This window comes from Allobosea sp. P2_A10, assembly GCF_056405115.1.
Genome location: NZ_JBFUCS010000007.1, coordinates 235,768 through 259,761 on the forward strand (window position 1 = coordinate 235,768; position 23,994 = coordinate 259,761).

Sequence of the window (23,994 nt, forward strand, 5' to 3'; positions counted from 1 at the left end):
GTCCTGGCCGAGACGGGCGAATGAACAAACTGCTCTCCATCATCGACTGGTTCATTCCAGACGCCGCCAAATTCGAGCGCTCGGAACTCAGTCTGGCGCGGAACTTCGTATTCACCCACATTTTCGGCCCGCTGCTGTCGCAGTCGATCTCCGTCTTTCTTTACCTCACGGACCCCGCGCCGGGCTTTGCCTGCTGGACCGTCATCATCTGCACCTGGCTGTTCTGGCTGTTGCCGTTCGGCCTGAAATACACACGCAACCTTCCGCTTGTTGCGCTGGTCTCGGTCGAGATCCTGGCTTTCACCGCGCTGTTTGGCGCGTTCCACTATGGCGGCGTCTCCTCGCCCTTCCTGCCCTGGCTGATCGTGAGCCTTCTCCTCGGCTTCTTCTATCTGTCGGAAAAGCCGCAGCTCGTCATCGGCCTGTTCGCCTTCAACATCGTCAGTTTCTACGGCGCCTATGCCGTGTACGGCTTCCCGCAGCTCGTGCCGTTGTCGCAGCTGGCTCCGGTCGGCTGGATCTCGATCCTGTCGGCGACGATCTACATGTCCTGGATGGCGATCTACTACGCCAACGTCATGTCGATGCGCTCCGATATCGAACGCGAGACCGAGCGCCATCGCGCCACGTCGATCCGGCTGCGTCAGGCCAAGGAACTCGCCGACGCGGCCAACCGCTCCAAGTCGATCTTCCTTGCCAAGATGAGTCACGAGCTGCGCACGCCGCTCAATGCCGTCATCGGCTACAGTGAAATCCTGCTCGAAACCTTCGAGCCGACTGGCAAGAACGAGCACAAGCGGGTCGACCTCGCTCGTATCAACGCCGCCGGCAAGCATCTTCTCTCTCTCGTCGCCGATGTGCTCGACCTCTCCAAGATCGAGTCCAACAGCATCGAGCTCAAGATCGAAAGCTTCGATCTCGCCGAATTCACCCGCGATGTCGTGACCACGACGCAGCGTCTCGTCGGCGAGAAGGGCAACGCCCTCACGTTGAACTGTGTCGGCCATCTCGGTGCGGTCTCGACCGATGCGACCAAGCTGAGGCAGGTGCTGCTGAACCTGATCAGCAACGCCGCGAAATTCACCGAAGGCGGCTCGATCGCGCTGACCGTGCGCCGGGACCGCAAAGCCGCCGGCGACTGGATCGAGATCCAGGTTCGCGACACCGGCATCGGCATCACGCAGGAGCAGCTCTCCAGGCTGTTCCAGAATTTCGGTCAGGCCACCGCCGGCACGGCTGGTCAGTATGGCGGCACCGGACTTGGTCTCGCGATCAGTCAGAAGTTCTGCGCCTTGATGGGCGGCGGCATCGGCGTGAGCAGCGAGCCGGGTCGCGGTTCCTGTTTCACAGTTCGCGTACTGGCCGAATTGTCGCCCGAGGACGAGGCGCCCGCGCCAGTCGCCGACACGCCCCACCTCGTTCCCGCTCTGGCTCTCTGAGGCTCGCAAATGGATATGTCACGAGCCGAATTGCGGGCAGCCGAGCTGGAAACGCCAATGTATCAGGGCGAGGACGAAGCCCGGCCGAGCCTGCTCATCGTCGATGACGTCGAGGACAACCGCATCATCCTGGCGCGGCGCTTCCTGCGCCGTGGCTTTGACATCGTCGAGGCTTCGGGCGGCAAGGAGGCGCTGGCGCTGATCGCGGCGCGCCGCTTCGACACGGTCATGCTGGACGTGATGATGCCGGAGATGGACGGCCTCGAAGTGCTTACCCGGATCCGGGAAACCCACTCCGCGAGCGCGCTGCCCGTCATCATGGTCACGGCCAAGAGCCAGAGCGAGGACGTGGTCGCCGCGCTCGCGCTCGGCGCCAACGACTACGTCACCAAGCCGGTCGATTTCAATGTGGCGCTGGCGCGGGTCAACAGCCAGATCGAGCGCAAGCGCGCCGAGCACGAGGCGCAGCTCAGCGCCGAGCGTCTGCGTCAGGTCAATCTGGAGCTCGAGGCGCGCGTCAGCGAACGCACGGCCAATCTCGTCGCCGCCAATCAGCGCCTCGAAAGCGAGATCGCGCAGCGTCAGAAATCCGAGGCCCGCAACCAGTATCTCGCCCGCCACGACATCCTGACGGGCCTCGGCAACCGGCTCATGTTCAGCGAAAACCTGACCCAGGCCTTCGCCGCCGCACCCGCCGCCGGCCGCAAGGTCTGTGTCCTGTTCATCGATCTCGACGGCTTCAAGGCCGTCAATGACGGTCTCGGCCATGCCATCGGCGACGCGCTGCTGCGGCTGGTCGCGACACGGCTTTGCGAGGCGTCGAATCCGGCCGACCGGGTCGCGCGGCTTGGCGGTGACGAATTCGCCCTGATGACGCTGTGCGACGGCGACGCGGGCGGGCCCGTACAGCTTGCCGCCAGCCTGATCGAGGCGCTGAGCCTGCCGGCCGAGATCGGTGGTCATCCCGTCCATGTCGGGGCCAGCATCGGCATCGCCATCGAAGATGCCGACTGCGCCACGCCCGAGGACCTGATCAAGGCCGCCGACATGGCGATGTATCAGGCCAAGACGGAAGGGCGCGGTCACTGGAAGCTCTACGATCCGGCGATGGACGCAACCGCGCAGGCCCGCCGCATGCTGGAGATCGATCTCCGCAACGCCCTCAGCGAGGGCGAACTGGCGATGTTCTACCAGCCGCTGGTCGACCTCAAATCGAAGAGCATCACCGGGTTCGAGGCGTTGATGCGCTGGCGTCACCCCGAGCGCGGCTATGTTTCTCCGGCTGACTTCATCCCCGTCGCCGAGGATCTCGGCCTGATCGTGCCGCTTGGCGAATGGGCCTTGCGCGAGGCCTGCATGGAAGCGGTCAAATGGCCGCCGCACGTCAAGATCGCGGTCAATCTCTCGCCGATCCAGTTTCTGCGCGGCCACCTCGTGCCGGCCGTCGTCGGCGCGCTCGCGGCATCGGGTCTTGCGCCGCAGCGGCTCGAACTCGAGATCACCGAAACGGTCATGCTCGAGAAATCGATCCAGAACATCGAAACGCTGCAGAGCCTGCGCGCGCTCGGCGTCCGCATCGCCATGGACGATTTCGGCACCGGCTATTCCAGCCTGAGCTATCTGCGCAGCTTCCCGTTCGACAAGATCAAGATCGACCAGTCCTTCATCCGCGACCTCGGCAACGACATCGAAAGCCGGGCCATCGTCAACGCGATCACCAGCCTGGGTACCAGCTTCGGCATCACCATCACCGCCGAGGGCGTCGAGACGCAGGAGCAGTTCGACCAGCTCAGCGCCAATGGCTGCATCGAAGTCCAGGGCCGCCTGTTCAGCATGCCGGTCCCGGCGTCGTCCGTTCCGCAGCTCTTCCTCGATTTTCCGGAAGTTGCTGTTGATAGCGCCGCGATGCCCGCTTGACGCGCGCGAAGCCGTCTCGGTTAAATAATTTTTAACGTTAATACTTCACATTTGGAACGTGGACTGGATTCGGTCCTCGTCTCTCCGGATTTGGCAAGATGCGCTTTCGCTCTGTTGCACTGGGACTTATCTGCGGCCTCGCAGGCACCGTCGGCGCTGGCGCCGCCGATCTCAGTTCGCGCAAGGGCTATGCGCCGCCTCCGCCGGTGGAGCCGGAGTTCCAGCGCTTCTACATTCACGCCGGCCCGGCCGGGCTGTTCTACTCCGAAGGCGCCAAGATGCGGGCCTTTGGCGCACCCATCGCGGGCGCCGATGTCCGCGTCCCGAATTCGCTGACCTTCGCGGCTGAGGCCGGCTATTTCTTCTCGCCGAATTTTGCTGTCGGCGTCGCCGCCGGCTATCCGCCATTGGCGAAGGTCGAGGCCAAAGGCTCGATCACCGGTCTGGGAACGCTCGGCAAGGTCGATGGCGGCCCGATGGCTGTGACCGCGCAGTATCATTTCACTGGTCTGGGCGCTTTCCAGCCCTATGTCGGCGTTGGTCCGGCCCTCATGATCATCTTCAAGGACCATGACGCGGCCGTCACCAATCTGAAGACCGATCACACGCTCGGCTTCACCGGTCAGGTCGGCTTCAACTACATGCTGAGCAAGAACTGGGGCGTTTTCGTCGACCTGAAGAAGGTCTATCTGCGCCCGAAGACGCAAGGAAACCTCGGCGCTGCGCCGATCAGGGCGACTGTAACGCTCGATCCGCTGGTGCTGCACAGCGGCGTGACCTACCGCTTCTGAGCACGGCCGGACCACCAGAACGATCGGCATGACTTTGCCCGGGCGCACACTGCGTCACGCGGGCGAATCTGGCTGACGGCGCGGACCTTAAGCCGCCAGCGCCTGCTTCAGATCCGCTATCAGGTCGTCGGGATGCTCCAGCCCGATCGAGAGCCGGATCATTCCCTCGGTCACGCCCATCGACGCCCGTACCTCGGGTGAGAAGCGCTGATGCGTCGTCGTCGCCGGATGCACGATCAGGCTCTTGGCGTCGCCGAGATTGTTCGAGATCCTGATCAGGCGGCAGGCGTTGAGCATACGGAACGCTGCGTCCTTGCCCCCAGCGATCTCGAAGGCGATCAGTGTCGAGGGCCCGCTCATCTGCTTTGCGATCGTCGCGGCCTGCGGATGGTCCTTGCGGCCGGGGAAGATCACCTTCGGCAACGTGCCCTGCGCCGCCAGCCAGTCGGCGACGATGGCCGCGCTCTGCGCCTGTCGCTGGACGCGCAAAGGTAGCGTCTCCAGCGCCTTGAGCATCACCCAGGCATTGAACGGCGACATCGCCGGCCCGGTCTGGCGCAGATAGGTCTGGACATGGGTGGTGATGAACTCCTCGGAGGCCACGATCAGTCCGCCGAGGCAGCGGCCCTGCCCGTCAATATGCTTGGTCGCCGAATAGACCACGCAGCCGGCGCCGAGCTCCAGCGGCCGCTGGAACATCGGCGTGGCGAAGACATTGTCGACCACCAGCGTCGCGCCGGCTTCCTTCGCCACGGCCGCGACCGCGGCGATGTCGATCACCTCCAGCGTGGGGTTGGAGGGGCTTTCCAGGAAGAACACCTTGGTGTTGGGCCTGACCGCCTTGCGCCAGGCGTCGATGTCGGGCCCGTTGACCAGCGTCGAGGCGACGCCGTAGCGCGGCAGGTGATCCTCGATCACGTAGCGGCAGGAGCCAAACAGCGCCTGCGCCGCCACGACATGGTCGCCGGCCTTGACCTGTCCCATCACGGCCGCGGTGACGGCGGCCATGCCGGTCGCGGTGGCGCGACAGGCCTGCGCGCCCTCGAAGGCGGCCATGCGCTGCTCCAGCATCGTCACGGTCGGGTTCGAAAAGCGGGCGTACTGGAAGCCCGGATCCTTGTTGAGAAAGCGGTTCTCGCACTGCTCGGCGCTGTCATAGACATGGCCCTGCGTCAGGAACAGCGCCTCGGAGGTCTCGCCGAACTGCGAGCGCATCGTGCCGGCATGGACCAGCCGCGTCTCGGGGTGCAGGCTCGCGGCGGAAAGGCTCGCCGCGCCATCCTTGGAAATTGACATCACCGGCACTCCGTATCGTTCGTTATAACGGATACGGGGAATATCAGTTTCAGTTTCGTTCGTAAAGACGAACGATTTTCCTGTCAGCAAGGCGCGCACTGCCTGCCTCGGGCTGTCTTGAGCGCAATGCTAGCCCGCCCGCCCAAGCGGACCGAGGAACCCGGCGAGATCGCTTGTGACATAGTCGACATGGCCGGCCTCGATCGCGGCTTGTTCCCAGGCCTCGCGAAAGGGGTCGGGCGTGCGGGGAATGATCAGCACCGTCTTCATGCCCAGCGCATTGGGCGCGATCAGGTTCTTCTCGATGTCCTCGAACATCGCGGCGCGGTTGGGATCCAGCCCGTGCTTGGTCAGGAATTTCTCATAGGTCGCGCGCTCGGGCTTGGGCAGGAAGTCGGCCGCCACGATGTCGAAGATGTCCTCGAAATGGTCGAGGATGCCGAGCTTTCCGGCGACATTCCTGGCATGCGCGACGGACCCGTTGGTCAGGATCAGCTTGCGGCCCGGCAGCGCGGCGATCGCGTCGCCCAGTGCCGGGTCGGGCTCGAGCCAGGTCAGGTCGATGTCGTGGGCGAAGTCGAGGAAGACGTCGGGATCGACCTGATGCTCCGCCATGAGCCCGTTCAGCGTCGTGCCGTAGTGCTCGTAATAGTACTGCCGCAGCGCGTGGGACGAGAGGCCGTCGAGCCCGAAGAGCTGGAGCAGGAACAGCGTGATCCGCTCGTTGACCTGTGGCCAGACCCGGCTCTCATGCGAATAGAGCGTGTTGTCGAGGTCGAAGATCCACTGGTCGACATGCGCGAAGGCCGCGACCTGGAGCGGCGGAGCGGATGCGAGAATGGCGGCGTGCGTGTTCATCGGAGCTCTGGCATGTGGCGCCCCCAGCCTGACATGCAAGTCCTCTGCTAAGGCTTAAAGCGGGTGGCAGGCAAGACGACGGCCGACTCTATCGTAAGGCGTGACGGCGTTCGATGATGGATTCGAGATCGCCGCCGCTATGCGGCTTGTCCGGAATAACGCGTTGGCGGGAGAATGGCTCAGCTCCGGATGATCGTGCCCGAGCCGGTGTCGGTGAACAGCTCGATCAGCGCCGCATGGGGCACCTTGCCGTCGAGAATGACGACGGCCTCGACGCCCTTCTCCAGCGCGTAGATGCAGGTCTCGATCTTCGGGATCATCCCGCCCGAGATCGTGCCGTCGGCAATCAGCCGGCGGCACTGCTCGATCGTCAGCTCGGGGATCAGGTTCTTGTCCTTGTCGAGCACGCCAGGCACGTCGGTCAGCAGCAGCAGGCGCTTTGCGTTGAGCGCACCCGCGATCGCGCCCGCAAACGTGTCGGCATTGACGTTGTAGGTCTGGCCGTCATCGGCCGCGCAGACCGGCGCCAGCACCGGGATCAGCTCGGCTTTGAGCACCGCGTCGAGCACGGAGGTATCGACCTTGTCGGGCTCGCCGACGAAGCCGAGATCGAGCACCTCCTCGATCTTTGAGTCGGGGTCAACGATGGTGCGCGTCACCTTGCGGGCGGTGACCATGTTGCCGTCCTTGCCGCAGAGCCCGATCGCCTTGCCGCCCTCGCGCGAGATGTAGCCGACGATTTCCTTGTTGACCGAGCCGGCCAAGACCATCTCGACGATCTCGACGGTCGCCTGGTCGGTGACGCGCAGGCCCTGCTTGAATTCGGATTTGATGCCGAGCTTGGTCAGCATGCGCGCGATCTGCGGCCCGCCGCCATGGCAGACCACGGGCTTCAGCCCCGACTGCTCCAGCAGCACGATATCCTCGGCGAAATCCTCGGCGGTCGAGGCGTCGCCCATGGCGTTTCCGCCATATTTGATCACGATCACCTCCTGATCGTAGCGCTGCATATGCGGCAGCGCGACGATGAGGAGTTCCGCGACCTGCGAGGGCGTGAGAAGAGCTGGGTTGATCATCAGGCGGGCTCCGCAAGGCGCGCGACGGGACCGCGCCGGGTGGCCTTCTAGCGGACAAATGTTGTGTGCGGAAGCGTGCCGAGGCCCGCGACGTCGCTCAGCCGGCTGCCTTCTTGATCGCGTCCGCCATGCGCGCGCGCCAGTCCGCGCCTTCGCGCTTGTAGCGCTCGATCAGGCTCGGCGGCAGGCGCAGCGTCACGACCTGCTTGGCGTCGGCAAGCTTCGGCCGGCCGGGCGGCCGCGTCAGCGTGCCTCGCGCCGGCCGGATCACCTTGCCGCCAATCGCCAATTCGGCGCGGGCGAACTGGTCGTCCGTCCATTCCGGCGCATCGTCGGGATCAACGAAGCTGGTGCTGGAATTGCGCCCGTTCGCGGTCATTGCAGTGCCTCATGGAAATGACGTGGCAAGCGCTCTCGCGCGAGGTCCAGACAATGATCACAAGTCGATCATGCAGAAGCCCGTAGGTCTGAAAGCGCTGCTCGCCATAGTTATGCCGGTCGTCGATCAGTGTCAGCGTCGGTCCTGCCAACAGGGTTGCCGCGTCAGTGAAATCAAGGCCGCGCGCTGCGAGCGTCGCGTCTCGCTTGGCCTGATGAAAGGTTATCTTCACGGGCGTCCACGGGAAGTCCGAGTGTGCCGCTAATTACCGTATTACGGAATTTATATCAAGTCCGCTTAGCAAACAACGCCGAAAGCGCAAGCCCGAGCCAGCCTGCCAGCATCAGCGTCCCGCCGGCAGGCGCAGCCCCCTCGAACAGGCGGGCGCCGCCAAAACCGCGCCGGGCGAGATCGGCCGAAAACAGCGCGACGCCCAGCGCCAGCACGGAAACCGCGAGCCTGGCCGGAATGTCCAGCATCAGCCCGGCCCGGCGCGCGGCCGTGACCGCGATCAGGACGGGCGCATGGAACAGCAGCATCTGGCCGGCAGTTTGGGCCGTCTCGGCGCTGAGCAGATGCGCGGCAGCAGCCAGCAGCGCGACGCCTGCGAGCCCGAACAGGGCAGCAAGAACGAGATGGATCTTCGTGGCGGTCATCAGCCCCGCTCCGCCAGCACACGCCCGACCGCCGCGCGCAGCTCCGGAATGCCGAGCCCCGTCTCGCTCGAGGTCAGCAGCACTTCCGGAAACGCCGCCGGGCGGCGCTTGATCTCGTCATAGGTCGCCTCGCACATGAACTGCTGGTCGCTTTTCTTGATGGCGTCGCCCTTGGTCAGCACGACCTGGTAGGACATCGCCGCCTTGTCCAGCGTCTCAAGGACGGCGGTGTCGACGTCCTTGAGGCCATGTCGCGCATCGATCAGCAGATAGACCCGCATCAGATTGGGCCGCCCGCGCAGGTAATTGTGGATCAGGTTGGTCCAGGAGGCGACCTTGGCCCGTCCGACCGCGGCATAGCCGTAGCCGGGCATGTCGACGATCGTCAGGCGTTCGTCGCCGCCGACCTGGCGGAAGAAGTTGAGCTGTTGCGTGCGGCCCGGCGTGTGCGAGGTCCGCGCCAGCGCGTTGCGGCGGGTGACGGCGTTGATCAGGCTCGACTTGCCGACATTGGAGCGGCCGGCAAAAGCGATTTCATGGCCGATCATGGGCGGCAGGTCGTCGACATGGGTCGAGGCCCAGGTGAAATCCCAGGGCCCCTCGAACAGCTTGCGGGCGGCTTCGATCTCGTCTGCGCTGAAGGGTGTGGTCGTGCTGGTTGTCATGCGCCTTTGCCTACACGCAGGCGCGCAGCGCGTCGATGTCGGCCGCGGCGATCACCGCGATATTGCGCGCGATCTTCTCCGGCTCCCAGTCCCACCAGCGGATATCGAGCAGGCCCGCCACGATCTCCGGCGCAAACCGCGTCCTGACCACGCGGCCGGGATTGCCGACCACGACGGCATAGGGTGGCACGTCGCGCGCAACCTGCGCCCGCGTCCCGATGATCGCACCGTCGCCTACGCGTACGCCGGGCATGATCACGGCTTCGCGGCCGATCCAGACATCGTTTCCGATCATGGTGTCGCCGCGATGGCCGGTATCGCCGGTCTTGTAGTCGGGCGCGCCTTCAAGGCCGAACATGCCGAAGGGATAGGTCGAAAAGCCACCCATCGGGTGGTTCGCGCCGTTCATGATGAACTGCGCGCCCTGGGCGATCGCGACGAATTTGCCGATGACCAGCCGGTCGCCGATGAAGTCGAAATGATAGCGCACGCAGCGCGCGACGAAATGCTCGGGCCCGCGCGAATCGTCATAATAGCTGTAATCGCCGACCTCGATCCGCGGATGGTCGACGATCGCCTTCAGGAAGGCCGTGCCCTTCCAGCCGGGAATCGGGTGGCGCGTCAGGGGATCGGGAAGGGGCATGCCGAAAATGCGAAAGGCGGGTTTCCCCCGCCTTTCGTCGCTCACTTCTTGTTGCTGTTGGCGGGCTTTGCCGGCGCGGCCACCGCCGCCGTCTCGGCCGGCTTCTTCTTGAACAGGCCCTTGATGTTGTCGAACAGCTCGATCTTGGCGCCGTGCTTTTTCATGATGTAGCCCTGCTGGGTCACCGAGAGCAGGTTGTTCCAGCTCCAGTAGATCACCAGGCCGGCCGGGAACGAGCCGAGCAGGAAGGTGAAGAACACCGGCATCCAGGTGAACATCATCTTCTGCACCGGGTCGGGCGGCTCCGGGTTCATCTTCATCTGGATGAACATCGTGATGCCCATGATGATCGGCCAGATACCGATATGCAGGAAGGCGGTCGCGAAGGCCGGCAGGAAGAAGAAGACGTTGGTCGGGTCGGGCGCGGCGAGATCGTGAATCCAGCCGAAGAACGGCGCATGCCGCATCTCGATGGTGATGAACAGGATTTTGTAGAGCGCGAAGAACACCGGGATCTGCAGCAGCACCGGCCAGCAGCCTGCGACCGGATTGATCTTCTGCGTCTTGTAGAGCTCCATCAGCGCCTGCTGCTGCTTCATCTTGTCATCAGCGAAGCGCTCGCGGATCGCCACCATCTCGGGTTGGACGGCCTTCATCTTCGCCATCGAGGCGTAGGATTTCGAGGCGAGCGGGAAGAACAGCCCCTTCAGCAGCAGCGTGACGATCAGGATCGCGATGCCGAAATTGCCGACATGCTTGTAGATCCAGTCCATCACGTAAAACATCGGCTTGGTGATGAAGTAGAACCACCCCCAGTCGATCATCAGCTCGAAGCGCTTGATGCCGAGGTTCTTCTCGTAGCCGTCGATCGCCGCGACCTCCTTGGCGCCGGCGAACAGCCGGGCCTGCGTCGCCGAACTCGCGCCGGGCGCGACGGTTACGGCCTCGCCGAGGAAGTCGGCCTGATAGGTCCGCAGGGAGCCGGTCTGGACCGAGGAATAGCGGCCTTCATATTTGCGCGCCTGGTCGGGCGCCACGGCCGCCGCCCAGTATTTGTCGGTGATGCCGACGAAGCCGCCGACGCTGTCCTTCCAGACCTTGCCGTTGGTGCCGGGCGAGAGCAGCGGCTCCTTGTCGATCTTGTCGTAGGTGTATTCCTGCAGGCCCTGCTCGCCGAGATTGCCGATCATGCCCTCATGCAGGACGTAGTAGCCCAGCGTCGCCGGCTTGCCCTGGCGCACGACCTGGCCATAGGGGAACAGCGTCGCGGGCGTCGCGCCCTTGTTCTCGACCTCGTCGCGGATCGTGAACATCGCATTGTCGTCGACAGTGATGGCGCGCTTGAACAGCAGGCCCTGGCCGTTGTCCCAGCTCAGATTGAGCGGCGTGCCGGGCTTGAGCACCTGCGCGTCGGGCGTCCAGACCGTGGTCGCGCCGGGCAGCGGCACGGTGGTGCCGGGCGCGGCGACCCAGCCGAAATCGGAATAATAGGGGTGGGGACCGCCGAGCGGCGACAGCAGGATGATGTTGGCGCTGTTGGGATCGACCGTCTCGCGATAGGCCTTGAGCGAGACGTCGTCGATGCGCGCGCCGACAAGCGAGATCGAGCCGCCGATCTTGGGCGTGTCGATCCGGACGCGCGGATTGCGGGCGAGCGCCTGGTCGCGGGTCTCGACGGCGACGCTCGCGGGCGCGGCCCCGGGAGCGGTTCCGGTTGCAGTCTGGCCGGGGACGGGCGAGGGTCCCGGCACGGCTGTCGTGCCCGCGGGCGCTGTCTGGCTCTGCGCCTGCTGGTTCTGCTGCGTGATCTGCTTTTGCTTCTCCATCTGCGGCACGCCGTAGAAGAACTGCCAGCCGAGCAGCACGACCACGGAGAGCGTGATCGCCAGAAGCAGGTTGCGATTGTCTTCTTTCATCATGGTCTAAAACAGATCTCGCTGGCGCCCGCAGGCAGGCTGATGCTCAAGGGCTTTAAGGTGTCGTCGGCGCGCTGGCGACATCGGACGGGCGGCGCTTGTCGGAATTGCGGCCGCGTCCCGGGCGGGCGGGTCTGGCGCGGTCGAGCGCCACCGAAAGCTCGCCGACCAGCGTCTCGAACCCGGCGCCCAGCACCTCGGCGCGCGCCACGATCACGACGTCGCATGCCCGCTCGGCCTGGCCCGCCAGTGCGATCCCGGCGGCGACGCGCAGGCGGCGGCGGATGCGGTTGCGCTTGACGGCGTTGCCGGTTTTTTTCGAGGCGGTCAGCCCCAGCCGCAAGGCAGTCTCTTCGGAGCCCGCATCGCGCGGGGCTGTGTCGAGAACCTGCACTGTGAAGGCGGACGAACGAAAACGGCGGCCGTGCTCGGCCGCCGCCAGAAACTGCTTGCGTTGTGTCAGACGGGCGAGGCGCATGGCGATTGGCCAGTCTTCACGGACGAGGCGCGCGAGGCTCACGCGCCGTCAGTTCAGGCCGAAAGCTTCTTGCGGCCATGCGCCCGGCGGGCGGCGATCACCTTGCGGCCGCCAGTGGTCGCCATGCGGGCGCGGTAGCCGTGGCGGCGCTTGCGGACCAGCTTGCTGGGTTGATAGGTTCTTTTCACGATCCGTCTCCGGGGCCTTGTCGGCGCGGCGGTCTCAAGCTTCCTGGGGAAAGCGTGGCCATCCGAGCCTGTCATGCAAAAGGTCTGCGCCGCCGGTGAGGCTGCGCAAGTGGCGGGCTTATGGCGGAAGGCACGGTCCAAGTCAATGCCGCAAGTCGCTGCCGGGCCGCCCTGCGACGATGCCGCGCGGCGAAATCAGCCCGCTTGCGCTTGGGCGCGACATCCCCGATATAGCGCCCGGGAGGTTGGCGAGGGACGTCTCACTCGCCAACCGGGTCAGGTCCGGAAGGAAGCAGCCCTAACGAGACCGAACGGGTCTTCGTCCAGCCTCCCACCTTGGCTCCTGCCGGGCGCTGTCGCGGCGCTCAGGCATCTGCGGGCAAACGGGCGTTGACCCCCGCGCATCGAACCGCCAAACCAGACCTATGATCGACGATAGCCCTTCAGGCCCCCCGGCGGACGAGCCGGGCTTTCCCGGTTTCGCGCCAGCCGCGCCGCCTGCTCCGGCGTCGACGCCCTATCGCGTGCTCGCGCGGAAATACCGTCCGGCCCATTTCGGTGATCTGATCGGCCAGGATGCGATGGTGCGCACTCTGACCAACGCCTTCGCCGCCGGTCGTATTCCCCAAGCCTGGATGCTGACGGGCGTGCGCGGCGTCGGCAAGACCACCACCGCCCGCATTCTGGCGCGCGCGCTGAACTTCCAGACGGCCGATGGCGGCGGGGCGCCGACCACCGATCTCGCGAGCTTCGGCGTCCACTGCAAGGAGATCATCGAGGGCCGGCACATCGACGTGATGGAGATCGACGCCGCCTCCAACAACGGCGTCGACAATGTCCGCCAGATCAACGACGCGGTGCGCTATGCGCCGGTCTCGGCGCGCTACAAGGTCTACATCATCGACGAAGTCCACATGATGTCGACGCCGGCCTTCAACGCGCTGCTGAAGACCTTGGAAGAGCCGCCGCCCCACGCGAAATTCATCTTCGCGACGACCGAGATCCGCAAGGTGCCGGTCACGGTGCTGTCGCGCTGCCAGCGCTTCGATCTGCGCCGCGTCGAGGCCGATCTGCTGGTCAGCCATCTCGCCGGCATCTGCCGGACGGAGGGCGTCGAGGCCGAGGCTGAGGCTCTTGCCGCCATCGCCCGTGCGGCCGAAGGCTCGGTGCGCGATTCGCTCTCGATCCTCGATCAGGCGATCGCCCATGCGGCGGGCGCGATCGGGCTCGACGATGTCCGCTCCATGCTCGGGCTGGCCGACCGCGCCCGCATCATCGACCTTTTCGAGGCGGTGCTGAAAGGCGACATCGCGTCGGCGCTCGGCGAATTGCGCGCGCAGTACGATGCCGGCGCCGACCCTGCGGTGGTGCTGGCCGATCTTGCGGAGTTCACCCATCTGGTGACGCGCCTCAAGCTGGTGCCCGACGCGGTCAAGGACAATGCGCTGAGCCAGGCCGAGCGCCTGCGCGGCGGCGATTTCGCCGGGAGACTGTCGATCCGGGTGCTCGCCCGCGCCTGGCAACTGCTGCTGAAGGGTATCGCCGAGGTCAGGCAGGCCGACAGGCCGGTGATGGCGGCCGAGATGGTGCTGGTCCGGCTCGCTCACGCAGCCGACCTGCCGACGCCCGACGAAGCCCTGAAGCAGCTGCGCGACGGCTCGGGCGCTTATTCCGGTGGGAATGGCGCGTCGCCGTCCCCGCGTCCGCCTTCCGGCGGCGGCGCCACGGCGCTGGCCGCGCGGCCGGTTCTTGCCAGCGCCAACCCGATGCCTGTGCCTGTAGCGGCCCCGCGCGCCGCTCTGCCGCAGGTTCTGCTCGCCTCGCTGGAGGATGTCGTCGCGCTCGCCTCGCAGCACCGCGATATCACCCTCAAGATCGCGCTCGAACGCGATGTCCGTCCGGTGCGCTTCGAGCCCGGCCGCATCGAGTTCTCGCTCAATTCCGGCGCGTCGCGCACGTTGGCGACCGATCTGTCGCGCAAGCTGAAGGACTGGACCGGCCAGACCTGGATGGTCGCGGTCGTCACGGCCGAGGGCGGCGCGACCCTGCGCGAGCAGGTCGAGGCGCAAAAGGACCGGCGCGAGAGCGACGCCGCCTCGCATCCGGCGGTCAGGGCGGTATTGGAGCGCTTTCCCGGCGCGCGCATCGTCGATGTCCGCGATCCGCGCGCGGCGGAGGCTGAGACGCCTCCTGCTTCGGCCGGCGAGGAGAACGACTACCTGCCCGAGGCCGAGCCGCTCTTCGACGACAGCGAGCCGGACTTCGACAGCATCGATTTCTGACCATGGTGTCGCAAAGCGGAGACCGGTTTTCGGACGACATCATGGGGCAGGGAATTCTCACGGGAGCGACGATATGCGCGACATGATGGGCCTGATGAAGCAGGCGCAGGAAATGCAGCAGAAGATGGCCAATGTTCAGGCCGAGCTCGACACCATCGAGGTCGAGGGCGCGGCCGGCGGTGGTATGGTCAAGATCACGATGACCGCCAAGGGCGCGGTCAAGACCGTCAGCATCGATCCTGCGCTGATGCTGGCCGACGAACGGGAAATCATCGAGGACCTGATCGTCGCCGCCTGCACGGATGCGCGCAACCGCTCCGAGCGCGTCATGCAGGAGCGCATGGCCGAGATCACCAAGGGCCTGCCGATCCCGCCCGGCATGAAGCTGTTTTGAACGGCCGCCGTCATGCCCGGGCTTGCCCCGGGCATCTCTGAATCCAGAGTCCTTTTCTGCAGGAGATGGTCGGGTCAGGCCCGACCATGACGCGAGTAAGCCCATGTCCCGCGCCATCGCCGGCCCCGAGATCGAGCGCCTGATCCAGCTCCTGGCCAAATTGCCGGGGCTCGGGCCGCGCTCGGCCCGGCGGGCGGCGCTGCACCTCGTCAAGAAGCGCGAGCAGCTGCTCGGCCCGCTCAGCGAGGCCATGGCCGTGGCGCGCGACAACATCGTGGTCTGCTCGACCTGCGGCAATGTCGACACCAGCGATCCCTGTTCGCTCTGCCGCGACCAGCGCCGCGACGACGGGCTGATCGTGGTCGTCGCCGATATCGGCGATCTCTGGGCGCTGGAGCGTTCGGGCGCGGTCGCTGGCCGCTATCACGTACTCGGCGGCATTCTGTCGGCGCTCGATGGCGTCAGGCCCGAGCATCTCTCGCTGGATGCGCTGGTGGCGCGTGCGTCCGCCCCTGCGGTCAGGGAGGTCATCCTGGCGCTGAGCGCGACGGTCGATGGCCAGACCACGGCCCATTTCGTCACCGACCTGCTGGCGCATCTGCCGCTGAAGGTCACGAGGCTCGCCCATGGCGTGCCGGTCGGCGGCGAGCTCGACTATCTCGACGACGGCACGCTCGCCGCCGCCATCCGCCAGCGCACCGGCTTTTGACAAGCGTTTCCGAAACAAAAACGCCGCGCCCTTGCGGGGCGCGGCGTCGAGATGAGGCATCGTCGGATCGATCAGAACTTGTAGGCGACGCTCGCCCGGACCGCATGCGCAGTCGGGTTCTGCTCGGCGGTCAGGCCCAGGAAGGCGCTTCTGGCGACGTAGTCGAACTTGCCGTAATCCGTGTAGCGGTAGTCGAGGCCCAGGATCAGGTTGTTGGTTATGGCGTAGTTGACGCCGCCGCCGGCGGTCCAGCCGGTCTTCGAGAACGATCCGGCCTCGCCGAAGCCCGCGAGCGGGTTGAAATAGGAATAGTCGAAATCGGTGAAGGCGACGCCGGCGGTGCCGTAGATCATGAAGCGGTCGAAAGCGTAGCCGATTCGGGCGCGCACCGAGGCCTGCCAGTCCTGTTGCACGCGAACGAGGCCGCCGGGATCGAACGGGCTGCGGACGAGCGCGGGATCCTGGAAGCCGCTGCGGGCATTCGTGGCTTCGATATCGCCTTCGACGCCGAGCACGATCGAGCCGATCTGGTAGTTGAAACCGGCATGGACGCCGCCGATCGCCGAATCCGGATGGTATTCGAACTCGTTGATGAACACGCGTCCGTTGCTCAGAAGCTCCTTGGTGCTGTCCTTGCCCCAGGAATAGCCGATCTGGCCGCCGACATAGACGCCGGTCCAGTTGTAGAAAGCCGGCAGCGAGGGAGCGCGCGGCAGGTATTTCGAGGAGGGCAGATCGGCGGCGCCAGCCGTCCCGCCGGTGAGGATCGCGCTGCTCACCATCAGGAGGCTTGCCAGCGCAGCTTTCAGATGTGTTTTCATCACCATCTCTACTCTCAGACATGATCGGAGGCTCAAGTCCGGCGCCGCGCCATCAGGCAAAGCCCTAACCGGCCGTCCGAGCCCTTCCAACGCGCCCGTCACGCGCGCCGGTCTGACAAGCATATGAAAGCGTTAAGGTTAACAAACAGCTAAGTCGTCGGCCTGACGGAACAATTTCGGCGATCCGAGGTTTCGGGCAGGCGGTCGATCCGGCGGCGGGGACGACAATTCGATGGCATTCCTGAAACGGATCGCGGGAGCGGCCGGCGCGGCGCTGGCCTTTGGCTATGTCTATGAGGCGGTGTCGCGGCGCGTGCTTCGGCCGGTTCGTGCTGCGGCGCGCGGACGGGCGGCGGCCTCGCCACTCGACATGACCTGGCTTGGCTGGAAGGACGTGCTGCTGCGTTTCGTCGGCAATATCAGCGACAACAGGCTGATGTCGCTGGCTGGTGCGGTCGCCTTCTTCACCTTGCTTTCGCTCGTGCCGGCGTTGTCGCTCTTCGTCACGATCTATCGCTATTTCACCGATCCGTTGACGATCGCGGCACAGCTCGACAGCCTGACCATCGTCTTCCCCGACGCGGCCCGCGACCTGATCCGCGAACAGGCGATCCGCCTCGCGACGCAGGACGCCTCGACCCTGTCGCTGACCTTCCTGGTCAGCTTTCTCGTCGCCGCCTGGAGCGCGAATGCCGCGGTGAAGGCGATCTTCGACGCCCTCAACATCATCTATCGCGAGCGTGAGAAGCGCAGCTTCATCAGGCTCAACGCCGTCTCGCTGATGACCACGATCAGCGGCGTGGTCATGTTGGCGCTGGCCCTGATCGTGATCGCGATCCTGCCGGTGATCACGGCCTGGTTTCCGTTCGCCCATGAGCTCGAGCGTCTGGTCAGGCTGGCGCGCTGGCCGGTCTTCTTCATCGTGGCGGCGACGGCGATCGCCTGCCTGTACTGGATCGGCCCAAGCCGCCATCCGCCACGCTTCATCTGGGTCATGCCCGGCGCGGTCGCCGCAGCCCTGCTCTGGGCGGCGGCCTCCTGGGCCTTCTCCTTATATGTGGGCACGCTCGGCAATTACACGGCGGCCTATGGCTCGCTCTCGACCGTTGTCGTCTTCATGACCTGGCTCTGGCTCTCGGCCACGATCGTGCTCGCCGGCGGCGAACTCAATGCGGAGCTGGAGCACCAGACCGCGCGCGACACCACGATCGGCCGCCCAAAGCCGCTCGGGCTGCGCGGCGCGACCATGGCCGACACGGTCGGCGAGCCGCAGGCGGATTGACGATGCTCGACGCACAAACGACGCGGCAGGACGATCTGCGCAGCGGCCGCGGGCCCTGGCTGCGCGGTCCGTGGCGACCGCCGAGCGAAATGCTGGAGACCGATATCCGCTGCGATGTCGCCATCGTCGGCGGCGGCATCACCGGGGCGCTGCTCGCCGAGCACCTCACCGCTTTCGGCCATACGGTCGTTCTGGTCGATCGCGAGCGCGAGGGTTTCGGCAGCACGGCCGCGTCAACCGCGATGCTGCAATGGGAGATCGATCTTCCCTTGCGCGAACTGACGGCGCTCTACGGCTTCGAACGAGCGGCCGATGTCTACCGCCGCAGCTTTCGCGCCGTTTCCGGCCTTGGCGAACTGGTGGCTCGGCTCGGCATCGACTGCGGCTGTGTTGCGCGCGACACGGTCTATCTCGCGGCCGGCGATATCGGCCCGCGCGAACTGCGCGACGAACATGAGATGCGCCAGCGCGCTGGCCTGCCCGGCGCCCTGCTCGACCATGCGACGCTGCTCGGCGCCTATGGCTTCGACCGCGCGGCCGCGATCATCTCGCCGGCTTCGGCGCAGGCCGATCCCTTGAGTCTCTGCCACGCTTTGCTGGCGACAGCGGCCGCGCGGGGGGCGCGGCTGATCCGCGACGAAGCGGTCTCTTTCGACGGTACGCTCAACGCTGCGACGATCGGGCTCGCAGGAGGCCGCACCATCGAGGCGAGTCATGTCGTGCTGGCGACGGGCTATGTCATGCCGGATTTCGTCAAAAGCGACCTGCATCGCGTCGCCTCGTCCTGGGCGATCGCGACCCTGCCGCAGCAGCCGCAAAATCTCTGGCCCGGCCCCGCTCTCGTCTGGGAAGCGTCGGAAGACTACGTCTACTGCCGCACCACGACCGATGGCCGGATCGTCTTCGGTGGCGAGGACGAGGATAGCGACGATCCCGAGCGCCGCGAGCAGCTCGGGCCAGAGAAGACGCAAGCCCTGCTCGGGAAGCTGAAAGCGCTTCTGCCGCGCGCCGAGCTTTCGCTCGGCCACGCCTGGTCAGGGGCTTTCGGCCAGACTTTGGACGGGCTGCCGCTGATCGGGCGGGTGCCCGGCCAGCCGCGCATGCTCGCGGCCTATGGCTATGGCGGCAACGGCATCACCTTCAGCTTCCTCGCCTCGCGCATGATCGCCGCCCTGATCGGCGGGACCGAAGCGCCGTGGTTTGGCAACTTCGCGATCGACCGTCCGGACCCCACATGACGTCAGGCCAGCGGGATTGCGCCGCTGCAATGCAGGATTTGCCGTCAAAAGGGGCGACAAAGCCGCCCCGTATCGCCATCTCTGATCGCAGGCGGCCTCGGGGCCGCATCCCTTTTGGAGGCTGCCATGCTCGCGGTCGAAACGCAGACCAGACCCGTTTCCCCAGTGACGCTCGAAGCTCATGACGCGCCCTGGCATATCGGCGCGGTCGCGCTGCGGGTGCGCGATCTCGCCGGGTTGACGGCGTTTTATCGCGATGCGATCGGGCTCGCCCTCATCGAGCAGGGCGAGGGTTTCGCGACGCTCGGCGTCGATGGCGAGGTTCTGGTGCGGCTGGAAGAAGGGGCGGCGCGTCCGACCTCGGCGGCCGGCCTGTTCCATCTCGCCATCCTGCTGCCCGCGCGCGCGGCGCTGGCCGACTGGGTCGCCCATGCCGCCAAGGCGCGCGTGCCGCTGGAAGGCGCTTCAGACCATCTCGTCAGCGAGGCGCTCTATCTGTCCGACCCGGAAGGCAACGGCATCGAGATCTATCGCGACCGCCCGCGCGCCGACTGGCCGCGCCGCGACGGCGCGATCAAGATGGCGACCGACCGGCTCGATCTCGATGCTCTCCTGCGCGAGGCGCGGACGGGCGAGTACGCCGGCATGCCGACCGGCACCCGCATGGGCCATATCCATCTGCGCGTCGGCGACACCAACGCGGCGGAGGGGTTCTATCGCGACGTGCTTGGCTTCGACGTCATGGTGCATTACCCCGGCGCGAGCTTCCTCTCCAGCGGCGGCTATCACCATCACATCGCCGCCAACATCTGGAACAGCCGGGGCGCCGGTCCTCGGGCCGAGGGCGAGGCAGGGCTCGCCTTTTTCGAACTGGTCGCTCGCGACGCAGTTGCGTTCGAGACGATGCGCCAGCGTATCCTCGCGGCCGGCGGGCATGAGCAGGGCGGCACGGCCACCATCGCCGACCCCTGGAGCAACCGGCTCGTCCTGCGGCGCTGAACTCGAGGGTCACGCGCCGCCCTGGCGATGGGCGATATGGCTGCGAATGGCATCGCTGTCGTCGCGGGCAAAGCCCTGCTGATCCCAGAAGCGGGCGGCGCGCTCATCGGCCGCGCGCAAGGAGAGCCGTGGGGCCAGTGCAAAACCCTGCTGGATCAGCGCCGACGCGATGACGCCGCCCAGGCCTCGACCGCGGAAGCCCGGCCGCACATAGACATGGCGCAGGCGCAGAAGATCGGGCGCGGGATCGTAAGGGTCGCGCGTGATACCGCCGACGGCAGCAAATGCGCCATCGCAGAACGCTCCCAGTAGCACCGGCAGATCGGCCTCTGTCGCATAGTCGCCGTGGCGGACCTCGGCAGCCAGCCGGTCGAGGAATGCGTAGTTCTCGGCCGCAGCCTCCTCGCGCAGGGCCTCGAAATCGTCCGGCAACGTATCCGTTAGCCGGACGATCTGGTGCGTGCCTGCGCTCAAAGCCCGTCGAACAGGGCGCTGGAGATGTAGCGCTCGGCAAAGGACGGGATGATCACGACGATCGTCTTGCCGGCGTTTTCAGGCCGTGCCCCGACCTCCAGCGCCGCCGCCACCGCCGCGCCCGACGAGATGCCGGCCGGGATGCCCTCGAGCTTCGCCAGCGCGCGCGAGGTCTCGAACGAGGTCTGGTTGCCGACGGTGATGACCTCGTCGATCACCGAGCGGTCGAGGATGCCCGGCACGAAGCCGGCCCCGATGCCCTGGATCTTGTGCGGGCCGGGCGCGCCGCCAGACAGCACCGGCGAATCCTCGGGCTCGACCGCGATGATCTTCACGCCCGGCTTCTTCGCCTTCAGCACCTGGCCGACGCCGGTGATGGTGCCGCCGGTGCCCACGCCGGAAATGAAGATGTCGACGCCGCCAGCCGTATCGTTCCAGATCTCCTCGGCCGTGGTCTGGCGGTGGATTTCGGGGTTGTGCGGGTTCTCGAACTGCTGGGGAATGATCGAGCCCGCGATCTCGGCGTTGAGTTCCTCGGCCTTGGCAATGGCGCCGCGCATGCCGCCGGGGCCGGGCGTCAGCACGAGTTCCGCGCCGAGCAGCGCCAGCATCTTGCGGCGTTCCAGCGACATCGTTTCCGGCATCACCAGAATCAGGCGGTAGCCGCGCGCGGCCGCGACGAAGGCGAGCGCGATGCCGGTATTGCCCGAGGTCGGTTCGATCAGCGTGCCGCCGGGCTTGAGCTTGCCCGAGGCTTCCAGCGCATCGATCATGTTGACGCCGATGCGGTCCTTGACGCTGGAGATCGGATTGAAGAATTCGAGCTTGGCGTAGATCGTAGCCCCGACGCCGCGCTCGGCCGGCAGCCGGTTCAGGCGCACCAGCGGCGTGTCGCCGATCGTGTCGGTGATGGAATCATAGACCCGGCCACGGCCCGGAGCCTTGGTCGGGGCGGGGTGGAGCTTGCGCGCGGCTTCAGCCATGGGGGATCCTCCTGATGGTGCTCTTGATCTGGGGGCAGGCTATCGCAATTCACAGATCCTGTCGATAAAAACGAATAATTCACATTCTATATTGTAAAATCGGCATCGAGCCCGATCTTGCCGAAGACGGCCTTGTCCTGCGCCTGCCGGCAGAGCGCGTCCACGGTGATCCCGTCGAGCTCGGCCAGGAAGGCGGCCGAGGCGCGCTCGACCTGCGGGCCGACGACCTCGTCCATCAGCCGCGACTGCGGCGAGGGGCCAAACCCGTCCTCGCCTTCATCCTGCATCGCCGCGCGCGCGATCTCGCCGGCGGTGATCCGGCGGCGTTCGCGTGCGAGCTCGTAGCCGCCGCGCGGACCGCGCACGCCCTTGAGGATGCCGACCCTGACCAGCGCCTGCAGCAGCGTCTCCAGATGGCGCGGCGGCAGCGCATGGCGCGCCGCCAGCAGCTTTGCGGCCACCGGGGCGGGCCGGGCATGCAAGGCGATGTCGACCACCGCCGCGATGGCGAGCTGGCTGCGGCGCGAGAGCAGGATCATTCGCTCTCCCCCGTCGCGATAGCCTTGCCGTCGGCGATTCCCGTCGAGCCGAAGCCGCCTGCGCCACGCGTCGTCTCGTCCAGCGCCGTCGTCTGGACCAGCACGGCTTGCGTCACCGGCGCGATCACCATCTGGGCGATGCGGTCGCCGCGTGCGATCGCGAAAGGCTCGCTGCCGAGGTTGATCAGGATCGCGGTGACCTCGCCGCGATAGTCGCTGTCGACGGTTCCCGGTGAGTTCAGCACGGTGACGCCATGCCGGAGCGCAAGCCCCGATCGCGGCCGGACCTGCGCCTCGTAACCGGACGGTAGCTGCAGGGCGATGCCGGTGGGGACGGCGGCGCGCGCGCCGGGCGCGACTACAAGCGTTTCCCCCGGAGCGAGCGCTGCGCGAAGATCGAGCCCTGCGGCGCCCGTGCTTTCATAGGCGGGCAAGGGCAGGTCGCCGCCATGGCCGACCCGCAGGATCGGGACCCTGACCATCGTTTTAGGCTCCGGTCTTCGTTGCGCTGACGATCCCGGCGAGATGCGCGATCAGGCGGCTCGCGACCTCGTCCTTGGCCAGCGTCGGCCAGGTCTCGACGCCTTCGCCGGAGACCAGATGCACGGTGTTGGAATCGCCACCCATCACGCCGGTGCCGCCGACATCGTTGGCGACGATCAGGTCGCAGCCCTTCTTCGCGAGTTTCGCTCGGGCATAGGCGATGACATTCTCGGTCTCCGCCGCGAAGCCGACGACGAGCGGCGGCCGGCCGCTTTGCAGACGGGCGACGGTCGAGAGAATGTCAGGGTTCTCGACCAGCGCCAGCGCCGGCAGCGCGCCGCCGTCCTTCTTCATTTTCTCGGGCGCGGCGTCGGCCACCCGCCAGTCCGCGACCGCCGCCGCGAAGATCGCGATATCGGCGGGCAGCGCTGCTTGCGTAGCAGCCAGCATCTCGCGGGCCGATTCGACATGGACCACGGTCACGCCGGCGGGATCGGGAATGCCGACCGGGCCGGAGACCAGCGTCACGTTGGCGCCAGCGGCGGCGGCGGCGGTCGCGATGGCGTGGCCCTGCTTGCCCGAGGAGCGGTTGGCGATGTAGCGCACGGGGTCGATCGGCTCATGCGTGGGCCCCGAGGTCACCAGCACATGTTTGCCCGCAAGCGGCTTTGCCGCGATCGCCGGTCCGCCCGGCGTGCGGCCGAGAAAGCCGATCGCGCGCGGCTGCGGCGTGGCAGCGCCGGCAAGCGCCTGCTCGATCGCGGCGAGGATTTCCATCGGCTCGGCCATGCGGCCGGGGCCGCTCTCGCCGCGCTCGGCCATCGCGCCGCTATTGGGGCCGACGAAGAGGACGCCGTCCTTGTCCAGCTGCGTCACATTGCGTCGCGTCGCCGGATGCTCCCACATTCTCGGGTTCATCGCGGGCGCGATCAGCACGCGCTTGTCGGTGGCGAGCAGGGCGGTCGAGGCGAGATCATTGGCGAGCCCCGTCGCCATTTTGGCGATCAGGTCGGCGGTGGCGGGCGCGACGACCACGAGGTCGGTCGAGCGTGACAAGGCGATATGGCCGATATCGGCTTCGTCGGTCAGCGAGAAAAGGTCGGTGAAGCAGCGCTCACCGGCCAGCGACGACACCGAGAGCGGCGTCACGAACTCCTCGCCAGCCTTGGTCAGGATGCAGCGCGACGAAATCCCGCGATCCTTCAGCCGCCGGATCAGCTCCAGGCACTTATAGGCCGCGATGCCGCCGCCGATGATCAGGAGAATGGAGCGGGATGAAGGCAAGGGCAAGCTCCAGCAAGGATATGCCTGTGTCGTAGCATCCGGTGGGAGGCGCTGTCATGAGGCGCCGGGCATTCCCGCGACATGAGCCTTATTGTCGAATGGTTTGACCATTGACCGTCACGTCCCGCGATGGCTAGTCTGCGCGGCGCTCGCAGGTCTCTGTCGCGGGCGCAGACCATCGAACGGGGCCAGAACGCGGATGCA

At 66.3% G+C, this 23,994-nt stretch carries 26 protein-coding genes and 1 other RNA gene; 10 read left to right on the top strand and 17 right to left on the bottom strand.

From position 1 onward, the window contains the following. Window positions 1-20 precede the first annotated feature (20 nt). From AC1DZY_RS12800 to AC1DZY_RS12810, 3 genes are all read left to right on the top strand, one after another. Entirely contained in the window at window positions 21-1,439 is a 1,419-nt protein-coding gene (locus AC1DZY_RS12800) for a sensor histidine kinase (protein WP_476820489.1), read from the top strand. A 9-nt stretch (window positions 1,440-1,448) separates the two neighbouring features. Then, the gene (locus tag AC1DZY_RS12805) at window positions 1,449-3,356 is read left to right on the top strand and encodes a putative bifunctional diguanylate cyclase/phosphodiesterase (RefSeq protein WP_476820490.1); all 1,908 of its coding nucleotides are present in this window, start codon (window positions 1,449-1,451) and stop codon (window positions 3,354-3,356) included. A 98-nt stretch (window positions 3,357-3,454) separates the two neighbouring features. Further along, the gene (locus tag AC1DZY_RS12810) at window positions 3,455-4,147 is read left to right on the top strand and encodes an OmpW/AlkL family protein (RefSeq protein ID WP_476820491.1); all 693 of its coding nucleotides are present in this window, start codon (window positions 3,455-3,457) and stop codon (window positions 4,145-4,147) included. An 87-nt stretch (window positions 4,148-4,234) separates the two neighbouring features. On the opposite strand, the gene AC1DZY_RS12815 is transcribed toward AC1DZY_RS12810, so the two are convergent. From AC1DZY_RS12815 to rpmH, 11 genes are all read right to left on the bottom strand, one after another. Beyond that, window positions 4,235-5,443: an O-succinylhomoserine sulfhydrylase gene (locus tag AC1DZY_RS12815; RefSeq protein ID WP_476820492.1), complete on the bottom strand. Its 1,209-nt coding sequence runs from the start codon at window positions 5,441-5,443 to the stop codon at window positions 4,235-4,237. 129 nt (window positions 5,444-5,572) lie between these two features. After that, entirely contained in the window at window positions 5,573-6,301 is a 729-nt protein-coding gene (locus AC1DZY_RS12820; RefSeq protein ID WP_476820493.1) for a pyrimidine 5'-nucleotidase, read from the bottom strand. 179 nt (window positions 6,302-6,480) lie between these two features. Further along, complete coding sequence (gene argB, locus AC1DZY_RS12825; protein ID WP_476820494.1) at window positions 6,481-7,377, bottom strand: acetylglutamate kinase; 897 nt, start codon at window positions 7,375-7,377, stop codon at window positions 6,481-6,483. Window positions 7,378-7,474: 97 nt separating this feature from the next. Next, on the bottom strand, window positions 7,475-7,756 hold the full coding sequence (locus tag AC1DZY_RS12830; protein ID WP_476820495.1) for a BrnA antitoxin family protein: 282 nt from the start codon (window positions 7,754-7,756) through the stop codon (window positions 7,475-7,477). After that, on the bottom strand, window positions 7,716-7,988 hold the full coding sequence (locus AC1DZY_RS12835; protein WP_476820496.1) for a BrnT family toxin: 273 nt from the start codon (window positions 7,986-7,988) through the stop codon (window positions 7,716-7,718). The genes AC1DZY_RS12830 and AC1DZY_RS12835 overlap by 41 nt, the downstream gene beginning before the upstream one ends. Window positions 7,989-8,043: 55 nt before the next feature. Continuing rightward, entirely contained in the window at window positions 8,044-8,412 is a 369-nt protein-coding gene (locus AC1DZY_RS12840) for a DUF423 domain-containing protein (protein WP_476820497.1), read from the bottom strand. Next, window positions 8,412-9,077 (bottom strand): ribosome biogenesis GTP-binding protein YihA/YsxC, encoded by a 666-nt coding sequence (gene yihA, locus AC1DZY_RS12845; RefSeq protein WP_476820498.1) that lies wholly within the window; start codon window positions 9,075-9,077, stop codon window positions 8,412-8,414. Before yihA ends, AC1DZY_RS12840 begins: the two co-directional genes overlap by 1 nt. A gap of 10 nt (window positions 9,078-9,087) precedes the next feature. Then, a complete protein-coding gene (locus AC1DZY_RS12850) occupies window positions 9,088-9,720 on the bottom strand; it encodes a CatB-related O-acetyltransferase (protein ID WP_476820499.1) in 633 nt (210 codons plus the stop codon). 41 nt (window positions 9,721-9,761) lie between these two features. After that, complete coding sequence (gene yidC, locus AC1DZY_RS12855; protein WP_476820532.1) at window positions 9,762-11,636, bottom strand: membrane protein insertase YidC; 1,875 nt, start codon at window positions 11,634-11,636, stop codon at window positions 9,762-9,764. A gap of 55 nt (window positions 11,637-11,691) precedes the next feature. After that, window positions 11,692-12,114 carry a ribonuclease P protein component gene (rnpA, locus tag AC1DZY_RS12860; protein WP_476820500.1) on the bottom strand — a complete coding sequence of 141 codons (423 nt, stop codon included), beginning with the start codon at window positions 12,112-12,114 and terminating at the stop codon, window positions 11,692-11,694. A 53-nt stretch (window positions 12,115-12,167) separates the two neighbouring features. Next, the gene (gene rpmH, locus AC1DZY_RS12865; protein WP_054210375.1) at window positions 12,168-12,302 is read right to left on the bottom strand and encodes a 50S ribosomal protein L34; all 135 of its coding nucleotides are present in this window, start codon (window positions 12,300-12,302) and stop codon (window positions 12,168-12,170) included. Window positions 12,303-12,541: 239 nt separating this feature from the next. On the opposite strand from rpmH, the gene ffs reads away from it, so the two are divergent. The 4 genes from ffs to recR all read left to right on the top strand — a co-directional run bounded on the left by ffs (window position 12,542) and on the right by recR (window position 15,687). Next, window positions 12,542-12,638: signal recognition particle sRNA small type (gene ffs, locus AC1DZY_RS12870), an RNA gene on the top strand. Between the two features lie 89 nt (window positions 12,639-12,727). Continuing rightward, window positions 12,728-14,584: a DNA polymerase III subunit gamma/tau gene (locus tag AC1DZY_RS12875; RefSeq protein ID WP_476820501.1), complete on the top strand. Its 1,857-nt coding sequence runs from the start codon at window positions 12,728-12,730 to the stop codon at window positions 14,582-14,584. 73 nt (window positions 14,585-14,657) lie between these two features. Continuing rightward, a complete protein-coding gene (locus tag AC1DZY_RS12880) occupies window positions 14,658-14,978 on the top strand; it encodes a YbaB/EbfC family nucleoid-associated protein (RefSeq protein WP_476820502.1) in 321 nt (106 codons plus the stop codon). 103 nt (window positions 14,979-15,081) lie between these two features. Continuing rightward, a complete protein-coding gene (gene recR, locus AC1DZY_RS12885; RefSeq protein WP_476820503.1) occupies window positions 15,082-15,687 on the top strand; it encodes a recombination mediator RecR in 606 nt (201 codons plus the stop codon). A 71-nt stretch (window positions 15,688-15,758) separates the two neighbouring features. Here recR and AC1DZY_RS12890 read toward each other — a convergent pair whose 3' ends face one another. Then, window positions 15,759-16,508 (bottom strand): outer membrane protein, encoded by a 750-nt coding sequence (locus tag AC1DZY_RS12890; RefSeq protein WP_476820504.1) that lies wholly within the window; start codon window positions 16,506-16,508, stop codon window positions 15,759-15,761. Window positions 16,509-16,740: 232 nt separating this feature from the next. Here AC1DZY_RS12890 and AC1DZY_RS12895 point away from each other — a divergent pair, with 232 nt between their 5' ends. The 3 genes from AC1DZY_RS12895 to AC1DZY_RS12905 all read left to right on the top strand — a co-directional run bounded on the left by AC1DZY_RS12895 (window position 16,741) and on the right by AC1DZY_RS12905 (window position 20,027). Continuing rightward, window positions 16,741-17,790 carry a YihY/virulence factor BrkB family protein gene (locus AC1DZY_RS12895; protein WP_476820505.1) on the top strand — a complete coding sequence of 350 codons (1,050 nt, stop codon included), beginning with the start codon at window positions 16,741-16,743 and terminating at the stop codon, window positions 17,788-17,790. 2 nt (window positions 17,791-17,792) lie between these two features. After that, window positions 17,793-19,028, top strand: a complete 1,236-nt coding sequence (locus AC1DZY_RS12900; RefSeq protein ID WP_476820506.1) for an NAD(P)/FAD-dependent oxidoreductase — start codon at window positions 17,793-17,795, stop codon at window positions 19,026-19,028. A gap of 126 nt (window positions 19,029-19,154) precedes the next feature. Continuing rightward, window positions 19,155-20,027 carry a VOC family protein gene (locus AC1DZY_RS12905; RefSeq protein ID WP_476820507.1) on the top strand — a complete coding sequence of 291 codons (873 nt, stop codon included), beginning with the start codon at window positions 19,155-19,157 and terminating at the stop codon, window positions 20,025-20,027. A 9-nt stretch (window positions 20,028-20,036) separates the two neighbouring features. Here the strand turns inward: AC1DZY_RS12905 and AC1DZY_RS12910 are convergent, their stop codons facing one another. From AC1DZY_RS12910 to AC1DZY_RS12930, 5 genes are all read right to left on the bottom strand, one after another. Beyond that, a complete protein-coding gene (locus AC1DZY_RS12910) occupies window positions 20,037-20,459 on the bottom strand; it encodes a GNAT family N-acetyltransferase (RefSeq protein WP_476820508.1) in 423 nt (140 codons plus the stop codon). Between the two features lie 38 nt (window positions 20,460-20,497). After that, on the bottom strand, window positions 20,498-21,484 hold the full coding sequence (gene cysK / locus AC1DZY_RS12915) for a cysteine synthase A (RefSeq protein WP_476820509.1): 987 nt from the start codon (window positions 21,482-21,484) through the stop codon (window positions 20,498-20,500). A gap of 86 nt (window positions 21,485-21,570) precedes the next feature. Further along, window positions 21,571-22,023: an RrF2 family transcriptional regulator gene (locus AC1DZY_RS12920; RefSeq protein ID WP_476820510.1), complete on the bottom strand. Its 453-nt coding sequence runs from the start codon at window positions 22,021-22,023 to the stop codon at window positions 21,571-21,573. After that, window positions 22,020-22,505 carry a dUTP diphosphatase gene (gene dut / locus AC1DZY_RS12925; RefSeq protein ID WP_476820511.1) on the bottom strand — a complete coding sequence of 162 codons (486 nt, stop codon included), beginning with the start codon at window positions 22,503-22,505 and terminating at the stop codon, window positions 22,020-22,022. Before dut ends, AC1DZY_RS12920 begins: the two co-directional genes overlap by 4 nt. Before the next feature lie 4 nt (window positions 22,506-22,509). Continuing rightward, window positions 22,510-23,790, bottom strand: a complete 1,281-nt coding sequence (locus tag AC1DZY_RS12930) for a phosphopantothenoylcysteine decarboxylase domain-containing protein (RefSeq protein WP_476820512.1) — start codon at window positions 23,788-23,790, stop codon at window positions 22,510-22,512. Window positions 23,791-23,994 lie beyond the last annotated feature (204 nt).

Coding starts and splice junctions, on each gene's coding strand:
- cysK (WP_476820509.1), bottom strand. CDS start 21,484: ATGGCTGAAGCCGCGCGCAAGCTCCACCCCGCCCCGACCAAGGCTCCG.
- AC1DZY_RS12875 (WP_476820501.1), top strand. CDS start 12,728: ATGATCGACGATAGCCCTTCAGGCCCCCCGGCGGACGAGCCGGGCTTT.
- dut (WP_476820511.1), bottom strand. CDS start 22,505: ATGGTCAGGGTCCCGATCCTGCGGGTCGGCCATGGCGGCGACCTGCCC.
- AC1DZY_RS12805 (WP_476820490.1), top strand. CDS start 1,449: ATGGATATGTCACGAGCCGAATTGCGGGCAGCCGAGCTGGAAACGCCA.
- AC1DZY_RS12895 (WP_476820505.1), top strand. CDS start 16,741: ATGGCATTCCTGAAACGGATCGCGGGAGCGGCCGGCGCGGCGCTGGCC.
- yihA (WP_476820498.1), bottom strand. CDS start 9,077: ATGACAACCAGCACGACCACACCCTTCAGCGCAGACGAGATCGAAGCC.
- yidC (WP_476820532.1), bottom strand. CDS start 11,636: ATGAAAGAAGACAATCGCAACCTGCTTCTGGCGATCACGCTCTCCGTG.
- AC1DZY_RS12830 (WP_476820495.1), bottom strand. CDS start 7,756: ATGACCGCGAACGGGCGCAATTCCAGCACCAGCTTCGTTGATCCCGAC.
- AC1DZY_RS12820 (WP_476820493.1), bottom strand. CDS start 6,301: ATGAACACGCACGCCGCCATTCTCGCATCCGCTCCGCCGCTCCAGGTC.
- AC1DZY_RS12920 (WP_476820510.1), bottom strand. CDS start 22,023: ATGATCCTGCTCTCGCGCCGCAGCCAGCTCGCCATCGCGGCGGTGGTC.
- recR (WP_476820503.1), top strand. CDS start 15,082: ATGTCCCGCGCCATCGCCGGCCCCGAGATCGAGCGCCTGATCCAGCTC.
- AC1DZY_RS12905 (WP_476820507.1), top strand. CDS start 19,155: ATGCTCGCGGTCGAAACGCAGACCAGACCCGTTTCCCCAGTGACGCTC.
- AC1DZY_RS12800 (WP_476820489.1), top strand. CDS start 21: ATGAACAAACTGCTCTCCATCATCGACTGGTTCATTCCAGACGCCGCC.
- argB (WP_476820494.1), bottom strand. CDS start 7,377: ATGATCAACCCAGCTCTTCTCACGCCCTCGCAGGTCGCGGAACTCCTC.
- AC1DZY_RS12810 (WP_476820491.1), top strand. CDS start 3,455: ATGCGCTTTCGCTCTGTTGCACTGGGACTTATCTGCGGCCTCGCAGGC.
- AC1DZY_RS12880 (WP_476820502.1), top strand. CDS start 14,658: ATGCGCGACATGATGGGCCTGATGAAGCAGGCGCAGGAAATGCAGCAG.
- AC1DZY_RS12840 (WP_476820497.1), bottom strand. CDS start 8,412: ATGACCGCCACGAAGATCCATCTCGTTCTTGCTGCCCTGTTCGGGCTC.
- AC1DZY_RS12900 (WP_476820506.1), top strand. CDS start 17,793: ATGCTCGACGCACAAACGACGCGGCAGGACGATCTGCGCAGCGGCCGC.
- rnpA (WP_476820500.1), bottom strand. CDS start 12,114: ATGCGCCTCGCCCGTCTGACACAACGCAAGCAGTTTCTGGCGGCGGCC.
- AC1DZY_RS12890 (WP_476820504.1), bottom strand. CDS start 16,508: ATGAAAACACATCTGAAAGCTGCGCTGGCAAGCCTCCTGATGGTGAGC.
- AC1DZY_RS12850 (WP_476820499.1), bottom strand. CDS start 9,720: ATGCCCCTTCCCGATCCCCTGACGCGCCACCCGATTCCCGGCTGGAAG.
- AC1DZY_RS12815 (WP_476820492.1), bottom strand. CDS start 5,443: ATGTCAATTTCCAAGGATGGCGCGGCGAGCCTTTCCGCCGCGAGCCTG.